This is a genomic window from Xylophilus sp. GW821-FHT01B05 (genome assembly GCA_038961845.1).
Lineage (GTDB): Bacteria > Pseudomonadota > Gammaproteobacteria > Burkholderiales > Burkholderiaceae_C > Xylophilus.
Genome location: CP152408.1, coordinates 346,790 through 362,944, shown reverse-complemented (window position 1 = coordinate 362,944; position 16,155 = coordinate 346,790). Strand labels below are relative to the sequence as shown.

Below are 16,155 nucleotides of genomic sequence, written 5' to 3'. Positions count from 1 at the left end.
CGCTTACTTTGGGGTGCTGCTAAACCACTTCTTCACTATCTGGTCGTAGGTTCCATCCGCCTTGAGCTTCTCGATGGCGCCGTTCACGGCCTTGGTGAGTTCGGGCGTGTCCTTGCGGATGGCCATGCCGTACTCCTCTGTCGTGATCTGCTCCGGCAGCACCTTCAGGCCAGGCCGCGTACGCACGTATTGGTAGGCGGCGGGCTTGCCGGTGACGGCGGCGTCGGCACGGCCGATGTCCACGAGGTTGAACATCTCCTGGTTCTTCTCGACTTCCAGCAGTTGGACCTGCGGAAATTTCTCCTTCGTGTACGACACCGACTTGGTGCCCACCTGCACGCTGACCTTCTTGCCGTTGATGTCGGCTGGCGTCTTGATCGTCGTGTTGCCTTCCTTGACCATCACCACCAGGCCGCCCGCGTAGTACGGCTCGGTGAAGTCGACGACCTTCTTGCGCTCGTCGGTGATGTAAATGCCCGACACGGCCATGTCGAAGCGCTTGGAGATCAGGCCCGGCACGAGGCCCTTGAAGTCGATGTCGATCCACTCGATCTTGCGGCCCAGCGTCTTGCCGATGGCCTCGACCAGCTCCACGTCAAAGCCGGTGCGCTTGCCGTTCTCCACGAACTCCATGGGCGGGAAGGTGGCATCGGTGGCAACGCGCAGCGGCTCGCCCTGAGCGTGGGCAGCGCCGACGAGACTGAGCAGGGAGAGGCCGGAGAGTGCGGCGGCAATAAGGGTGCGGCGGGTGTTCATGGTGAAAGGCTTTCGTGGGGTTAGTTGCAACGGCGGACTACTGCAGGGCGCGTGAGATGCGGGCCGCCGTGACGACGGTCATGTGGAGCAATGCAGCTTCCATGCCTTCGACACGCGTGAGCGGCGCCATGAGCGTGATGGCGCCGCGCAGGCGCCGGCCCGAGGCCAGCACTGGCGCGCTCGCGCCCCACACGCCAGCATCGACCTCGCCTTGCGTCACGGCATGGCCGGCCTGGCGGATTGCGTCGAGCTCGGCGGCGCGTGCGGCGCGGCGCTCGGGGCTTTCGCCCAGGCCGTCAAGCAGGGCGTCGCGCTGGTCGAGTGGCATGTGGGCCAGCAAGCATTTGGCGCTGGCGCCGTCGCTGGCCGGCACGCTGCGGCCGCGGTCGAACGAGCAACGCAGCGAATGCGCGCTGTCGACCATCTCCAGGCACACCACGCGGTCATTCACCGCCGTGACCAGGGCCACGCTCTCATGGCTTTGCTGCACCAGCGCACGCATGTCGGCGCGGGCCGCCCTGACCAGGTCAGAGCTGTCATCAAAGCCACTGGCGAGTTGCACGCTCACCGGGCCTGGCGAGTAGCGCCCGTCCGCCTCCATCACAAAGCCCCAGCGCCGCAACATGGCGAGCTGACGGTAAAGCGTGCTCTGCGACAGGCCGCTGGCCTGCACCAGCTCGGCCGCCGTCATGGCCGCCTTGCTTTGCGCCAACACCGACAGCACAAAAAGCGCGCGGTCGTTGTGGGGGGCGTCGGTCGGGGGCGTCATCGCAGGCAGTATCTTGCTCGCCGTTCTCACTTCCAAGCCGCCATTCCCACTAGATGGGAATGGATGCGGCTTTTCTTGGCACTGTTACCCGCTCGGCCTTCAACGCACCATCGGCAGCTTCAGCCCCTGCTTCTTCGCGGTGGCCACGGCAATGTCGTAGCCCGCGTCGGCATGGCGCATGACGCCGGTAGCCGGATCGTTCCACAGCACGCGCTCGATGCGCTTGGCCGCGGCGTCGGTGCCGTCGCACACGATCACCACGCCCGAATGCTGCGAATAGCCCATGCCCACGCCGCCGCCGTGGTGCAGGCTGACCCAGGTGGCGCCGCCGGCGGTGTTGAGCAGCGCGTTGAGCAGCGGCCAATCGGACACGGCATCCGTGCCGTCCTTCATCGCCTCGGTCTCGCGGTTCGGGCTGGCGACCGAGCCGGTGTCGAGGTGGTCGCGGCCGATGACGATGGGCGCCTTGAGCTCGCCGTTCTTCACCATCTCGTTGAAGGCCAGGCCGGCGATGTGGCGCTCGCCCAGGCCCAGCCAGCAGATGCGCGCGGGCAGGCCCTGGAAGGCGATGCGCTCGCGCGCCATGTCGAGCCAGCGGTGCGTGTGGGTGTTCTCGGGGAACAGCTCCTTGATCTTGGCGTCGGTCTTGTAGATGTCTTCCGGGTCGCCCGAGAGCGCCACCCAGCGGAACGGGCCCTTGCCTTCGCAGAACAGCGGGCGGATGTAGGCGGGCACGAAGCCCGGGAAATCGAAGGCGTTCTTCACGCCCTCGTCGAACGCGACCTGGCGGATGTTGTTGCCGTAGTCGACCGTAGGGATGCCCATGGCCTGGAAGGCGAGCATGGCCTGTACGTGCACCGCGCAAGACTTGGCTGCCGCCTTCTTCAGCGCATCGTGCTGCGAGGGGTCCTTCATCGCGGCCTGCCACTGCGGCACGCTCCAGCCCGAAGGCAAGTAGCCGTTGATGAGGTCGTGCGCGGAGGTCTGGTCAGTGACCAAGTCGGGCTTGAGCCCACCGGCCTGCGCGCGCTTCACGAGTTCAGGAAGGATGTCGGCCGCGTTGCCCAGCAGCGCGATCGACACGGCTTCCTTCGCGTCGCAATGCTGCTTGATCAGCTCGAACGCATGGTCGATGTCGCGTGCCTGCTTGTCGACATAGCGCGTGCGCAGGCGGAAGTCGATGCTGCTCTGCTGGCACTCGATGTTGAGCGACACCGCCCCCGCCAGCGTGGCCGCCAGCGGTTGCGCGCCGCCCATGCCACCCAGGCCGGCCGTGAGGATCCACTTGCCCGCGAGGCTGTTGTTGTAGTGCTGGCGGCCGGCTTCGACAAAGGTTTCGAAAGTGCCCTGCACGATGCCCTGGCTGCCGATGTAGATCCAGCTGCCGGCGGTCATCTGGCCGTACATGAAGAGGCCCTGGCGATCCAGCTCGTTGAAGTGCTCCCAGTTGGCCCACTTGGGCACCAGGTTGGAGTTGGCCAGTAGCACGCGCGGCGCGTTCTCGTGCGTCTTGAACACTCCCACCGGCTTGCCCGATTGAATAAGCAAGGTCTCGTCCTCATTCAGCTCTTTGAGCGACGCGAGGATCTGGTCATAGCACTCCCAGTTGCGCGCGGCGCGGCCAATGCCGCCGTACACCACCAGGTCTTGCGGGCGCTCGGCCACCTCGGCGTCGAGGTTGTTCTGCAGCATGCGGTAAGGCGCTTCAGTAAGCCAGCTCTTGCAGTTGAGTTCAGGGCCGCGCGGCGCGCGGATCACGCGGCTTGGGTCGTGGCGCGGATCGGCTTGGGGGGCGAGGTGTTTTTCAGGAGCGTTCATGGCAGGTTCCTTTCAATCAGTGGGCGCTTGGCAGAATTTTTTGCACGGCTGCGGGCCATTGGCTTTGGCGCGCCCACAGGCGCATGGCTTCGATGGACGGCGCAAGGAAGCGGTCCTGGTCGATAAAGGCAACGCGCTTGCGAATGGCCGCGAATTCGGCTTCGAGCAGATCCGAGCTTTTCGGGCCACGCTTCAATTCGATGCCCTGCGCAGCAGCCATGGCCTCGATGCCCACCACCACGGCTGTGTTCTCGACCATGTCGGCCAGGCGCCGGCCCGCGAAGGTGGCCATGGACACGTGGTCCTCCTGGTTGGCCGAGGTTGGCAGGCTGTCGACGCTGGCCGGGTGCGCGAGCGACTTGTTCTCGGACGCCAGCGCGGCTGCCGTGACCTGGGCAATCATGAAGCCGGAGTTGACGCCGCCGTCGTGCACCAAAAATGGCGGCAGGCCCGACAGGCCGCTGTCCAGCAACAGCGCCATGCGGCGCTCGGAGATGGCGCCGATCTCGCTCACGGCCAGCGCAATGATGTCTGCGGCAAAGGCCACCGGCTCGGCGTGGAAGTTGCCGCCGGAGATGACATCACCGTTGTCGAACACCAGCGGGTTGTCCGACGCAGCATTGGCTTCGATCACCAGCACGCGCGCGGCATGCGCCAGGTTGTCGAGGCAGGCGCCCATGACCTGCGGCACGCAGCGTATCGAGTACGGGTCTTGCACACGGCCGCAATCGGCATGCGAGGGAACGATCTCGCTGCCATCCAGCAGCGCGCGCACCGCGCCGGCCACGGCGATCTGGCCCGGCTGGCCGCGTGCGGCATGGATGCGTGCATCAAAGGGCTTGATCGAGCCCTGTATGGCTTCCAGCGACAGCGCGCCCGCCACCAGGCCGGCGGCAAACACATCTTCGGCGCCAAACAGGCCGGCCAGCGCCAGGGCGGTGGATACCTGCGTGCCATTGAGCAGCGCCAGCCCTTCCTTGGGGCCGAGCACGAAGGGCGTGAGGCCGATGCGGCGCAGCGCATCGGCGCCGCCGATCACCTCGCCCTGCGGCGTGGTCACCTCGCCTTCGCCAATCAGCACGCAGGCCAGATGCGCCAGCGGCGCCAGGTCGCCCGAGGCGCCGACCGAGCCCTTGGACGGAATGCGCGGCAGCAGGCCGGCGTTGCCCAGCGCCAGCAGCGCATCGACGATCTCTGGCCGCACGCCCGAATGCCCGCGCGCCAGGCTCACCGCCTTGGTCGCCAGCACCAGCCGCACCACGCCCGCAGGCAGGGGCTCGCCGGTGCCCGCGCTGTGCGAGAGCACCAAGTTGCGCTGCAGCTCGGCCAGGCGCTCATGCGGGATGATGGTCTGCGCCAGCTTGCCAAAGCCGGTGTTGATGCCATAGACCACGTCCCCGGCCTCGACGATGCTGCGCACCGTGGCCTGGGCCGCCAGCAGGCCTGGGCGCGCCGATGGGTGCAGCGCCAGCGGCCCGCCGCCCGCATGCACGCGGCGCAACAGGGCCAGGTTGACTTCGCCGGGCTTGAGCACCAGCGGCGTGGCGGCGGTGGGGGATGCATGGTCCATGGTGATCCTGTCTATACAAGTAGGTGCGACAAAAAACGAAGGCTGTTTTTCATTGAGAACGTATCTGCGATCTGTATGGGGATCCCCATAGAGATCGTAGACACGTTCTTATCCAAATGAGGGGTTGCCGTCAGCGCGAAAGCGGCTGCCCAGGCGGTAGCGCGAGGCCGGGTGCAGGCAGCGCACCATGGTCACGGGCAGGCCGCGCGTCCAGGTGCGGCGGGTGAGCAGCAGGCAGGGCTCGGCCACCGGCATCGCCAGCCGCTCGGCCTGCTCGGCCGTGGGCAGCACGGCATCGACCACATGCTCGATCTGGTCGAAGGGCACGTTGCGCACCAGGTATTCGCTGGGCGAGATGGCGGAGAAGTCCTGCTCCAGAAAGTGGGGGACGACGCGCGGGTTCACATGGCGGTCTTCCAGTTGCACCGGCGTGCCGTTCTCCAGGTGCAGGCAGACCGTGTGGAACACCGATTCGCCCTGCCGCAGATCCAGCCACACCGCCACATCGGGCGATGCGGCAATGCGCTCGGCCACCAGGAAGGCGCAGCGGTAGTCATGGCCGCGCGCGCGGATCTCGCTGGCGATATTGGCGATCTGCAGCAGCGTTGATTGCGGCTTGTCTTCTGCCACAAAGCTGCCGACGCCGGCCACGCGCACGATGCGGCCCTGCTCCACCAGCTCGCGCAGCGCGCGGTTGACCGTCATGCGCGCCACGCCAAACTGCGCCACCAGCTCGCTCTCCGAAGGTAGGCGGTGCCCCGCTGGCCAGGTGCCGTCCTGGATCTTGTGCGTGATGAAGACCTTGATCTGCTCGTACAAGGCCATGCCCGACGACTGGGCCGGTGGGTTGGCAGTACGGCGGCGGGCGGTGTTCATGTCAGTGTTCAGCGCCAACCATGGACTCGGCGCGGATTTCTTCGGTCAGCCGCGCCTTGATCGCCATGAACTCGGGCGATGTCTTGATGGTGTAGTGGCGCGGGTGCGGGAAGTCGACCGCGATCTCGCTCTTGATGCGGCCGGGCCGCGCGCTGAACACCGCCACGCGGTTGGCCATGAAGATAGCCTCGTCGATGTCGTGGGTGACAAACAGCACGGTCTTCTGCGCCGACTCCCAGATGCCCAGCAGCAGCTCTTGCATCAGCACCCGGGTCTGGTTGTCGAGCGCGCCAAAGGGCTCGTCCAGCAGCAAGATCTTGGGGTCATTGGCCAGCGCGCGGGCGATGGCCGTGCGCTGCTGCATGCCGCCCGAGAGCTGCTTGGGATAGTGCTGCTCGAAGCCGCGCAGGCCCACCTTGGCGATGAAGTAGTCGCTGCGCTCCTTTTGCTCGGCCTCTGGCAGGCCGCGCTCGCGCAGGCCGAAGCGGATGTTTTGCGCAATCGTGAGCCACGGGAACAGCGTGTAGCTCTGGAACACCACGCCGCGGTCGGCGCCCGGGCCTTCTATGGTCTGGCCATCGAGCAGCACCCGGCCAGTGGTGGGGTAGTCAAGCCCGGCGACGATGCGCAACAGCGTTGACTTGCCGCAGCCCGAGGGGCCAAGGATGGTGACGAAGTCGTTCTCGCGCACCTCGAAATCCACCGGCTGCAGGGCCTGGGTCTGCTGGCCCTTGGTGCCGGTGAAGACGCGCGAGACGCCTTGTATGGAAAGCTGATTGCTCACAGTACATCCTTCGTCTGCGATTCATTCGCGAAGTGCCGCGGAACCGGCTTTGCCGGGCCGCTGGCGCTGCCCCCTGCAAGGGGGTTGGCGAAGCGACACGAAGTGCGCGAAGACTGGGGGTTCTTCATAGTGAAGCCCATGCGAACAGACGGCGGTTGGCCCACTTGAAGGCGAAGTCGGAAATCAGCCCGATCACACCGATGACGATGATCCCGAAGATGATCTGCCCGGTGTTGAGCAAGGCCTGGCTGTCGGTAATCATGTGGCCGATGCCCGAGGACGATCCGATCAGCTCGGCCACGATCACGTAGGTCCAGGCCCAGCCCAGTACCAGGCGCAGTGATTCGGCAATGCCCGGCGCGGCGCCGGGAATCATCACCCGCGCGATCACGCCGCGGCTGCCTGCCCCCAGCGTGTAGGCAGCCTCGACCAGGTCGCGCCGCGCGCTGCCAACCGTCACCGCCACCATCAGCACCACCTGGAAGAAAGAGCCGATAAAGATCACCAGCAGCTTCTGCGTCTCGCCAATGCCGGCCCACAGGATCAGCAGCGGGATAAAGGCCGAGGCCGGCAGGTAGCGGCAGAAGGACACGAAGGGTTCGAAGAAGGCCTCCACCCCTTTGTAGGCGCCCATGGCAATGCCCAGCGGCACCGCCAGCACACTGGCCAGCACAAAGCCGCCCAGCACGCGCCAAACCGTCATGCCGATGTCGTGGATGAAGTCGTACTCGGTGAACAACAGCCAGCCTTCGCGCAGCATCGTCACCGGGCTGGCGAGGAAGGTGGGCGACACATAGCCGCCCAGCGTGAAGGCTGCCCACACCGCGAAGAACAGCACGAAGAAGCCCAGCCCCAGCAGCCAGCGCGCGGCCGAGCTGACCGGCTCCAGCGGCATAAGGGCCCGACGCCGGCGCACCGGAGCGGAGTCGGCAATGGGCGGCAAAGCGGCAGGGGCGGGAGAAGCAGGCAGCGCAGACATGGGAACGGATTTACTGGATAAAGCGCGGATCAAAGGTCACGGCCAGGTCGGCCGGCGCCTTGCGGATGACACCCGCCTCCAACAGGATGGCCTGGGCGTCCTGCATGAAGCTGGTCAGCTCGCCGGCAAAGAACTTCTGGTTGGCGGCCTTGTCCTGCCAGCGCAGGTAGGCAGCCGATTTGGCGAACTGCTCGCCCGACTGCTTGACCGCCGCGCCCATGATCTCGTTGGCCTTGGCCGGGTCGGCCTTGATCATGTCCAAGGCAGCAAAGTAGGAGTCGGCCAGAGCCTGCGCGGCCTTGGGGTTGGCCTTGAGCCATTCGGGCGCGCAGCCCACGGTGTCGATCACCATCGGGTAGTCCAGCGTGGTCGCCAGGATCTTGCCGGCAGCGGGGTTGTCGCGCACGGTCGACAAATAGGGCTCATAGCTCATGGCCGCGTCGTTCTGGCCCGCAACAAAGGCCTGTGCCGCGGCCTGCGGCGTCATGGTGACGGTCTTCACGTCCTTCAGCCGCATGCCGTTCTTGCTGAGCATCCAGGCCAGGCCAAAGTAGGGCGCGGTGCCGGGCGCGTCGACGCCAATCGTCTTGCCCTTCAGGTCGGCAAAGGACTTGATGTCGCCGCGCACCGCGATGCCGTCGGCGCCATAGGACTTGTCCATCTGGAAGATCTGCACGATGGGCACGCCATTGGCGTTCCAGGCCACATGCGTCTCGACGGTGGTGGCGGCGCACTGGATGGCGCCAGAGGCCAGCGCCAGGTGCCGGTCCTTCTGCGGGATCATCTTCAGGTCCACGTCCAGGCCGTGCTTCTTGAAGATGCCGGCCTTGTCGGCCAGGGTCAGGGGCGCAAAGCCGGTCCAGCCCGACATGCCAAGCACGATCTTTGTCTCTTGCGCCGCCGCGCCGAACGCCAGGCCCAGCCCGCAAACCCCTGCCGCGATACACGCCACGGCCTTGCCCATCGAACGCTTGTTCATTGACCTACCTCTTTCGCTTGAAGAAAACTTGCTTGACCGGCGTACCGGAGCCCTCCGTTCGACGGCGCCGATTCTGCACCATGCACTAGACCTGTACATACAGGTCAACCCGTAGCACGCCTTTGGTAACTTTTCCTTGCAGAATGCGCGCCTGCGGTGCGGGCCAGAGCACGCTTTGCGTGCGCCGCCTGGGCTTTTTGTCGAACCCGACTAGACATGCAAGTCACATGCCACGGCGCCGCGCCCGCCGGAGGACGCAAAATGCTGGGTTCACTTTCTGTTTGCCATGCCCGACTCCCTCTCCGCCGATCCCCTGCACATCCTGCACGAGGTTTTTGGCTACGACCAATTCCGCGGACCCCAGCAGGCCATCGTCGATCACGTCACCGCCGGCGGTGATGCGCTGGTGCTGATGCCCACCGGCGGCGGCAAGTCGCTGTGCTACCAGATCCCCGCCATCGCCCGGCAGCGCGCCGGCCAGGGCGTGAGCATCGTGGTGTCGCCGCTGATCGCGCTGATGCACGACCAGGTCGGTGCACTGCACGAGGCGGGCGTGGAGGCGGCCTTCCTCAACTCGACCCTGTCGTTTGACGAGGCAGCCGATGTTGAGCGCCGCCTGGCACGCGGGCAGATCACCATGCTCTACGCCGCGCCCGAGCGGCTGACCACGCCGCGCTTTTTGTCGCTGCTCGACGGCCTGCTGAGCCGCGGCCAACTGGCGCTGTTTGCGATTGACGAGGCGCACTGCGTAAGCCAGTGGGGCCACGATTTCCGCCCCGAGTACCGCGGCCTGACGGTGCTGCACGAGCGCTACCCGGGCGTGCCGCGCATCGCGCTCACGGCCACGGCCGACGCGCTGACCCGCACCGACATCGTCGAGCGCCTGCAGCTGGAAGAGGCCGGCCAGTTCGTCAGCAGCTTCGATCGGCCCAACATCCGCTACGCCATCATCGAGAAGAAGGACGTCACCACGCAGCTGCTGCGCTTCATCGAGGCCGAGCACGCGGGCGATGCCGGCGTTGTCTACTGCCAGTCGCGCAAGCGGGTGGAAGAGCTGGCGGCCACGCTGGCCGGCGCCGGCATCAACGCCCTGCCCTATCACGCCGGGCTGGACGCCAAGCTGCGCCAGCAGCACCAGGACCGCTTCCTGCGCGAGGAAGGCATCGTCATGGTCGCCACCATCGCCTTCGGCATGGGCATAGACAAGCCCGACGTGCGCTTTGTTGCCCACGTGGACATGCCCAAGAACATCGAGGGCTACTACCAGGAAACCGGCCGCGCCGGCCGCGACGGCGAGCCCGCCGACGCCTGGATGGCCTATGGCCTGCAGGACGTGGTGAACCAGGCCCGCATGATCGACGAGAGCCCGGCCGGCGAAGAGTTCAAGCAGGTAATGCGCGGCAAGCTCGACGCGCTGCTGGCGCTGGCCGAGGCCACCGACTGCCGGCGCGTGCGACTGCTGGGCTACTTCGACGAGCATTCCACGCCCTGCGGCAACTGCGACAACTGCCTGCACCCGCCCGAGCTGTGGGACGGCACCGATGCGGCGCGCAAGCTGCTGTCCACCATCTACTGGATCAAGAAGCAGAACGGCATCGGCTTTGGCGCCGGCCACATCATGGACATCCTGCGCGGCAAGAAGACCGACAAGGTCGCGCAGTACAGCCACGACACGCTCTCCACCTTCGGCCTGGGCGCCGACATGAGCGAAGCGCAATTGCGCGGCGTGCTGCGCCAGCTGATCGCCACCGGCGCGCTGCACGTGGACGCGGCGGCCTACAACACGCTGCAGCTCACCGACGGCTCGCGCGCCGTGCTCAAGGGCGAGGTGCCGGTGCGGCTGCGCGCCTCCATCTCCACACCGGCTGCGCGCAAGCCGCGCGCCGGGCGCGGCGATGCCAAGGCCAGCTCGCCGGCCGCAGCCACGCTGGACGCCGCCGGCCAGACGCGCTTTGCCGCGCTCAAGGCCTGGCGCGCCGAGGTGGCAAAGGAGCACAACCTGCCGGCCTATGTGATCTTCCACGACGCCACGCTGGCGGCCATCGCCGAGCGCGCGCCGCAAAGCCTGGAAGACCTGCAGGGCGTAAGCGGCCTGGGCGCCAAGAAGCTGGAGGCCTATGGCGCCGACGTGGTGCGGGTATCCCGCGGCCCGCACAGTTAAAATTTGCAGCTCAGCGCAGACAATCCCCCCAGAAGGAACCGCCATGTCCACTCCCGCCCACACCGCCGACGCACCCTCCCAGGGCCATGCCCATGACCCGCACGCCGCGGCGGAACATCCCGTGGACGTGGTCGAGCAGGTGGTTCACCTGATGCCCATCGTGCTGCCAGTGGTGGGCGGCGTGCTGATGTTCCTGCTGGCGTTCATCGCCATCTACATGGCCTGAGGACCGCGCCCGGCGCTCTGGCCGGGCCCTCCTGCACCTTCGCAAAGCCGCGGCCGGTCCGCGGCTTTTTGCTGCCCGCTCGCCGGCCAGATCGGGGCCAAATCAGCACATAACCTCATGCTTTTTTTGCATGATATTTTGCGGTAACTGCGGGACATGCGGAGGGCTGGTTCATAAAATCGTCATTTGCCTCCATGGCTACGGCGCCCCGGACTTCTGGGACGAAGCCGTTTTATCCAAGGCCGTGCCCTGCCCCGCAGCGCGCAACCGGTGCATCCGGCGGCCTTCGACAAGACGATTTTCAAACTCAGGAGCCCCCGATGAACGCACCCGTCATACAAGGCATGCAGGCCCACGCCCCGGCCTACGTCAAGAACGCCAAGCTGATTGCCTGGGTGGCCGAGATGGCCGCGCTGTGCAAGCCGAAAGACATCTACTGGTGCGACGGCAGCGACGAGGAATACGCGCGCCTGTGCCAGCAACTGGTGGCCGCCGGCACCTTCAAGCGCTTGAACCCGGCCAAGCGCACCAACAGCTTCCTGGCCTGCTCCGACCCGAGCGACGTGGCCCGCGTGGAAGACCGCACCTACATCTGCTCCGCGAAGAAGGAAGACGCCGGCCCGACCAACAACTGGATGGAGCCCGCCGACATGCGCGCCACGCTGCAGCCGCTGTTCGACGGCAGCATGGCCGGCCGCACGCTGTACGTGGTGCCCTTCTCCATGGGCCCGCTGGGCAGCGACATCGCCCACATCGGCGTGGAACTCTCCGACAGCCCCTATGTGGCCGTCAACATGAAGCTCATGACCCGCATGGGCCGCGCCGTGGTTGAGGTGCTGGGTGCCGATGGCGAGTTCGTGCCCTGCCTGCACACCGTGGGCGCGCCGCTGGCTGCGGGCGAGCAAGACGTGGCCTGGCCCTGCAACCCGACCACCAAGTACATCGTCCACTACCCCGAAACGCGCGAGATCTGGTCCTATGGCTCGGGCTACGGCGGCAACGCGCTGCTGGGCAAGAAGTGCCTGGCGCTGCGCATCGCCTCAGCCATGGGTCGCGAGCAAGGCTGGCTGGCCGAGCACATGCTGATCCTGGGCGTGACCTCGCCCGAAGGCAAGAAGCACCACGTTGCCGCCGCCTTCCCCAGCGCCTGCGGCAAGACCAACTTCTCCATGCTGGTGCCGCCGGCCGGCTTCGAAGGCTGGACGGTCACCACCATTGGCGACGACATCGCCTGGATCAAGCCCGCGGCCGACGGCAAGCTCTACGCCATCAACCCCGAGGCCGGCTACTTCGGCGTGGCACCGGGCACCAACCTGCTGACCAACCCGAACTGCATGCGCAGCCTGGACCGCGACGTGATCTTCACCAACGTGGCGCTGACGGATGACGGCGACGTCTGGTGGGAAGGCATGGAACAGGACGCACCGGGCAAGGCACTGCCGGCGCACCTGATCGACTGGCAGGGCAAGGACTGGACGCCGCAGATCGCCAAGGAAACCGGCGCCAAGGCCGCCCACCCGAACGCCCGCTTCACCGTGGCCGCCACCAACAACCCGGCGCTCGACCCGGCCTGGGACGACCCGGCCGGCGTGCCGATCGATGCCTTCATCTTCGGCGGCCGCCGCTCCACCACGGTGCCACTGGTGACCGAGGCCCGCACCTGGGCCGAGGGCGTCTACATGGCCGCCACCATGGGCTCCGAGACCACCGCCGCCGCCTTTGGCCAGCAGGGCGTGGTGCGCCGCGACCCGTTCGCCATGTTGCCGTTCGCGGGCTACAACATGAGTGAGTACTTCCAACACTGGATCGACCTGGGCGCCAAGCTGCAGGCCGACGGCGTGCAATTGCCCAAGATCTACCAGACCAACTGGTTCCGCAAGGGCGAAGACGGCAAGTTCGCCTGGCCTGGCTACGGCGAGAACATGCGCGTGCTGAAGTGGATGATCGACCGCCTCGAAGGCACGACCGGCGCCGGCGTCGAGCACCTGACCGGTGTCAGCCCCAGCTATGCCGACCTGAACTGGAACGGCCTGGACTTCACGCCCGCCCAGTTCGACACCGTGACCCGCACCGACGCCGCCGCCTGGCGCGACGAGCTGGCACTGCACGACAAGCTGTTCGAGCAACTGGCCCAGGGCCTGCCGCAAGAACTGAAAGACACCCGCGCCGAACTCGAAGACCGCCTGGCCACGGCCTGATCCACAGCGCACAGCCCAAGCAAAAAGGCCGCGCCCCTCACGGGACGCGGCCTTTTCTATTGGCGGCACAACAGGCTACATGCGCAAACCGCCGCGGAACTGGCTTCGCCAGGCCGCAGGCGGTGCCCCCTACAAGGGGGTTGGCGAAGACGCGAAGCGCGCAGCCTGGGGGTGTATCAAAAGTACCCGCGCACGTCGCGGGTAGCACCCATGCTCATGGCGCGGCTGATGTCGGCCATCACGCGGGCGTCGGTCATGGCCAGGCGCATCAGCTTGCGGTCTTCTTCAGCAGCGATGCGGCGGGCGTTCCAGCCGGCAGCGGCGGCGCGCAGGGCGATGGCGGCACGGCGGGCCGGGCCGGCCAGCAGGGCGAGCGAGGCGAAGGCGATGGCCCACAGGGCAACCCAGGCCGTCAGCAGATGGCCGTCGGACCAGGTGGTGATGAGCTGGTTGGCGACCACCAGCAGGGCGGCCACGACGGCGGCCAGCAGCAGCGCGGCGCCGCCACGGGCGCCGTGGGCCAGGGCTTGCACGTGGTCAGCCACGCGCACAGCGCGCTCGGCGCCAACGTGGTGGGTGGGATAAACGGGGTGGACAAAACTGGTCATGGTGCTCTCCTGCATCCGCTGGTGAGGGAGGTATCCAGCGCGTAGATGAATACTAGGGTTTACCCCTGTGTTGTTCAACTTTATTTAGATGATGTGTACCATTCACATCAGTGATGAACCCCAACTTCCGCACCTTTGACCTGAACCTGCTTCGCGTCTTTGACGAGGTCATGGCCGAGCGCAGCCTGACGCGCGCCGCGCGCAACCTGTCGCTGACGCAGCCGGCGGTGAGCAATGCGCTGCGCCGCCTGCGCGACGCCCTAGGCGACGAACTGGTGCGCCGCAGCGGGCAGTCCATGGAGCCCACGCCGCGCGCCGCCGCCATCTGGCCGGATGTGCGCGAGGCGCTGCGGCAACTGCAGCGCTCGCTGGCGCCTGAAGTGTTTGATCCAGCCCACACCGAGGCCAGCTTTGTGCTGGCCATGGCCGACGCCACGGCCGCCGTCGTCATGCCCGGGTTGGTCGACCTGCTGGAAACCAGCGCCCCGGGCGTGCAGCTGCGCGTGCTGCCGCTGGCCACGCGCGACCCGCGCAAGTTATTGGCCGACGAGGAAGCCGACATGGCGATCGGCTATTTCCCCGCCGTAATGGCCGACCTGACGGCGCGCCACCAGGCCGGCGAGGAAACCACCTATGCCTACCAGCGGCTGTACCACGGGCAATACGTGTGCGTGATGCGGCGCGGCCATCCGCTGGCGGCGCTGTCGGATGCGGAGTTCACCATCGAGCGCTTTTGCGCGGCGCGCCACATGCTGGTGAGCTTTTCGGGCCGCGCCTACGGCTTCATCGATGAGGCGCTGGCGCTGCTCGGGCATGAGCGGCGGGTGGCGGTCACGGTGAACCAGTTCTTCACGGCCGGCCAGATCGTGACCCAGTCGGACATGCTGACCGTGCTGCCCCAGCATTTCATTGGGGCAACCGGCCTGGCCGACGAGATCGTCTGGCGCGAACTGCCGTTTCCGGTGCCTGCCGTGCACGTCGATGCGCTGTGGCATCGGCGCCAGCAGCCCTCACGCGCACATGAATGGCTGCGCGAGGCGGTGGCGCGCTCGGCGCACCTGCGGGCGGAAAGTTAGCGGACGACGCTCAGGTAGGCCTGAGCGGCTGCGCGCAGTTCTTGCGCGTGGTGCGGGCTCTGGCCGGCACGGGCTTCGGCGGACTCGAGCAGCACATTGGGGATGCCACCTGCCGCGTCGGGCAGCGCAAACGCAGCACGGACAAAAGACAGCAGACCGGCGATAAGGGCGAACATGGTGCATGGGCACCCAGAAGGTGCAAAAAGTAGTGATAGACCAAGAATAGGGGTTTTCCCTAGTTTTGCAAGCCGTACTTCATGCCGTCTCGGCATAAGCACTGCAGCGGCGCCGCATGCGTGACCCCAATATCCACGCGGGTTTACCGCACAATAATTCGATGAAGATCCAGCTCCTGTCTGACCTGCACCTGGAGATGCAGCCCCAGTTTTCCTGCGCGCCCAACCCCGGCGCCGACCTGCTGGTACTGGCCGGCGACATCGGTTCGCACCATATTGGTTCACTTTTGCCGGGTGATGATTTCGGCCTGGCGCGCTATTCGCCCAAGCCGGAATACGGCGGCTGGCCCTGCCCGGTGCTGTATGTGCCGGGCAACCACGAGTACGACGGGCAGGACGTGGACGCGGCCCACGCCCGGCTCAAGGCACTGTGCGTGCAGCTGGGCATCATCTGGCTCGACCGCGAAACGGTGGTGCTGGACGGCGTGCGCTTTGTCGGCACCACGCTCTGGAGCGACTTCGACGCGCTGGTGCCGGCCAAGGCCACCCCGGGCCAGGCGCTGAAGGCGCGCAGCAAGGCCTTTCGCGCCGCCAATTTCTACCTGCAGAAGACCGGCACCGTGCGCCACGGCGCGCCCTGGCTGGCCGAGGGCATGCGCGAAGAGGCGCTGGCCTGCCAGGACTGGCTGCGCGCCGCGCTGGCCACGCCCTTCGACGGCCCGACCGTGGCCGTCACCCATTTCGCGCCCAGCCTGGCCAGCGCCGACCCGCGCTACGGCCTGACGCCCGGCACCGCCGGCTTCTGCAACGCGCTGGACGAGCTGCTGCCGCAGGCCGACCTGTGGCTGCACGGCCACCTGCACTGCGCGTTCGACTACCGCAAGGACGGCTGCCGCGTGGTGGCCAACCCGCTGGGCTACGCCGGCAAGGGCGAGCAGGAAGGCTTCAGGCCCTACATGCTGGTGGAGATTGAGCAGACGCAAAAATAGTAGCTACCTGCCCTAGAACCACCTGCGTTTCAGCCACTTTTCTTCTAAAAAACCGTGCGGGCAGCCGGCCAATGCAGCAGCGGCCCATAATGCCCCGACCCGCCGCCCCTTCGCGGCCGCCAACCTGTCCGCCGCCGTGTCCCTCCGCCCCAGCGCCGTGCCGCAAGCCCGTGCCCCCTCCTTCGCCCTG

Annotated in this window: 15 protein-coding genes; 5 read left to right on the top strand and 10 right to left on the bottom strand. The window is 66.7% G+C overall.

The genetic code is table 11. From position 1 onward, the window contains the following. Positions 1 to 3 precede the first annotated feature (3 nt). The 8 genes from AAFF27_01700 to AAFF27_01665 all read right to left on the bottom strand — a co-directional run bounded on the left by AAFF27_01700 (position 4) and on the right by AAFF27_01665 (position 8,531). Positions 4 to 756: a glutamine ABC transporter substrate-binding protein gene (locus AAFF27_01700; protein XAH23926.1), complete on the bottom strand. Its 753-nt coding sequence runs from the start codon at positions 754 to 756 to the stop codon at positions 4 to 6. A gap of 37 nt (positions 757 to 793) precedes the next feature. Next, complete coding sequence (locus AAFF27_01695; protein ID XAH23925.1) at positions 794 to 1,525, bottom strand: IclR family transcriptional regulator; 732 nt, start codon at positions 1,523 to 1,525, stop codon at positions 794 to 796. 99 nt (positions 1,526 to 1,624) lie between these two features. Then, the gene (gene hutU / locus AAFF27_01690) at positions 1,625 to 3,343 is read right to left on the bottom strand and encodes a urocanate hydratase (GenBank protein XAH23924.1); all 1,719 of its coding nucleotides are present in this window, start codon (positions 3,341 to 3,343) and stop codon (positions 1,625 to 1,627) included. A gap of 16 nt (positions 3,344 to 3,359) precedes the next feature. After that, positions 3,360 to 4,913: a histidine ammonia-lyase gene (gene hutH, locus AAFF27_01685; protein XAH23923.1), complete on the bottom strand. Its 1,554-nt coding sequence runs from the start codon at positions 4,911 to 4,913 to the stop codon at positions 3,360 to 3,362. A gap of 108 nt (positions 4,914 to 5,021) precedes the next feature. Beyond that, complete coding sequence (gene hutC, locus AAFF27_01680; GenBank protein ID XAH23922.1) at positions 5,022 to 5,789, bottom strand: histidine utilization repressor; 768 nt, start codon at positions 5,787 to 5,789, stop codon at positions 5,022 to 5,024. A gap of 1 nt (position 5,790) precedes the next feature. Next, the gene (locus tag AAFF27_01675) at positions 5,791 to 6,573 is read right to left on the bottom strand and encodes an ABC transporter ATP-binding protein (GenBank protein XAH23921.1); all 783 of its coding nucleotides are present in this window, start codon (positions 6,571 to 6,573) and stop codon (positions 5,791 to 5,793) included. Positions 6,574 to 6,697: 124 nt separating this feature from the next. Further along, on the bottom strand, positions 6,698 to 7,552 hold the full coding sequence (locus AAFF27_01670) for an ABC transporter permease (GenBank protein XAH23920.1): 855 nt from the start codon (positions 7,550 to 7,552) through the stop codon (positions 6,698 to 6,700). A 10-nt stretch (positions 7,553 to 7,562) separates the two neighbouring features. Continuing rightward, positions 7,563 to 8,531, bottom strand: coding sequence for an ABC transporter substrate-binding protein (locus tag AAFF27_01665; protein ID XAH23919.1), 969 nt, complete (start codon positions 8,529 to 8,531; stop codon positions 7,563 to 7,565). 286 nt (positions 8,532 to 8,817) lie between these two features. On the opposite strand from AAFF27_01665, the gene recQ reads away from it, so the two are divergent. The 3 genes from recQ to AAFF27_01650 all read left to right on the top strand — a co-directional run bounded on the left by recQ (position 8,818) and on the right by AAFF27_01650 (position 13,116). Further along, entirely contained in the window at positions 8,818 to 10,692 is a 1,875-nt protein-coding gene (gene recQ / locus AAFF27_01660; protein XAH23918.1) for a DNA helicase RecQ, read from the top strand. Positions 10,693 to 10,735: 43 nt separating this feature from the next. Beyond that, positions 10,736 to 10,918 carry a hypothetical protein gene (locus tag AAFF27_01655; protein XAH23917.1) on the top strand — a complete coding sequence of 61 codons (183 nt, stop codon included), beginning with the start codon at positions 10,736 to 10,738 and terminating at the stop codon, positions 10,916 to 10,918. 320 nt (positions 10,919 to 11,238) lie between these two features. Then, complete coding sequence (locus tag AAFF27_01650; protein XAH23916.1) at positions 11,239 to 13,116, top strand: phosphoenolpyruvate carboxykinase (GTP); 1,878 nt, start codon at positions 11,239 to 11,241, stop codon at positions 13,114 to 13,116. 176 nt (positions 13,117 to 13,292) lie between these two features. On the opposite strand, the gene AAFF27_01645 is transcribed toward AAFF27_01650, so the two are convergent. After that, complete coding sequence (locus AAFF27_01645) at positions 13,293 to 13,724, bottom strand: hypothetical protein (GenBank protein ID XAH23915.1); 432 nt, start codon at positions 13,722 to 13,724, stop codon at positions 13,293 to 13,295. 113 nt (positions 13,725 to 13,837) lie between these two features. Between AAFF27_01645 and AAFF27_01640 the strand changes: the two genes are divergently transcribed. After that, positions 13,838 to 14,800 (top strand): LysR family transcriptional regulator, encoded by a 963-nt coding sequence (locus AAFF27_01640; protein ID XAH23914.1) that lies wholly within the window; start codon positions 13,838 to 13,840, stop codon positions 14,798 to 14,800. On the opposite strand, the gene AAFF27_01635 is transcribed toward AAFF27_01640, so the two are convergent. Continuing rightward, positions 14,797 to 14,976, bottom strand: coding sequence for a hypothetical protein (locus AAFF27_01635; GenBank protein XAH23913.1), 180 nt, complete (start codon positions 14,974 to 14,976; stop codon positions 14,797 to 14,799). The two genes, AAFF27_01640 and AAFF27_01635, sit on opposite strands and share 4 nt — an antisense overlap. Positions 14,977 to 15,137: 161 nt before the next feature. Here AAFF27_01635 and AAFF27_01630 point away from each other — a divergent pair, with 161 nt between their 5' ends. Further along, on the top strand, positions 15,138 to 15,965 hold the full coding sequence (locus tag AAFF27_01630) for a metallophosphoesterase (GenBank protein ID XAH23912.1): 828 nt from the start codon (positions 15,138 to 15,140) through the stop codon (positions 15,963 to 15,965). Positions 15,966 to 16,155: the final 190 nt, after the last annotated feature.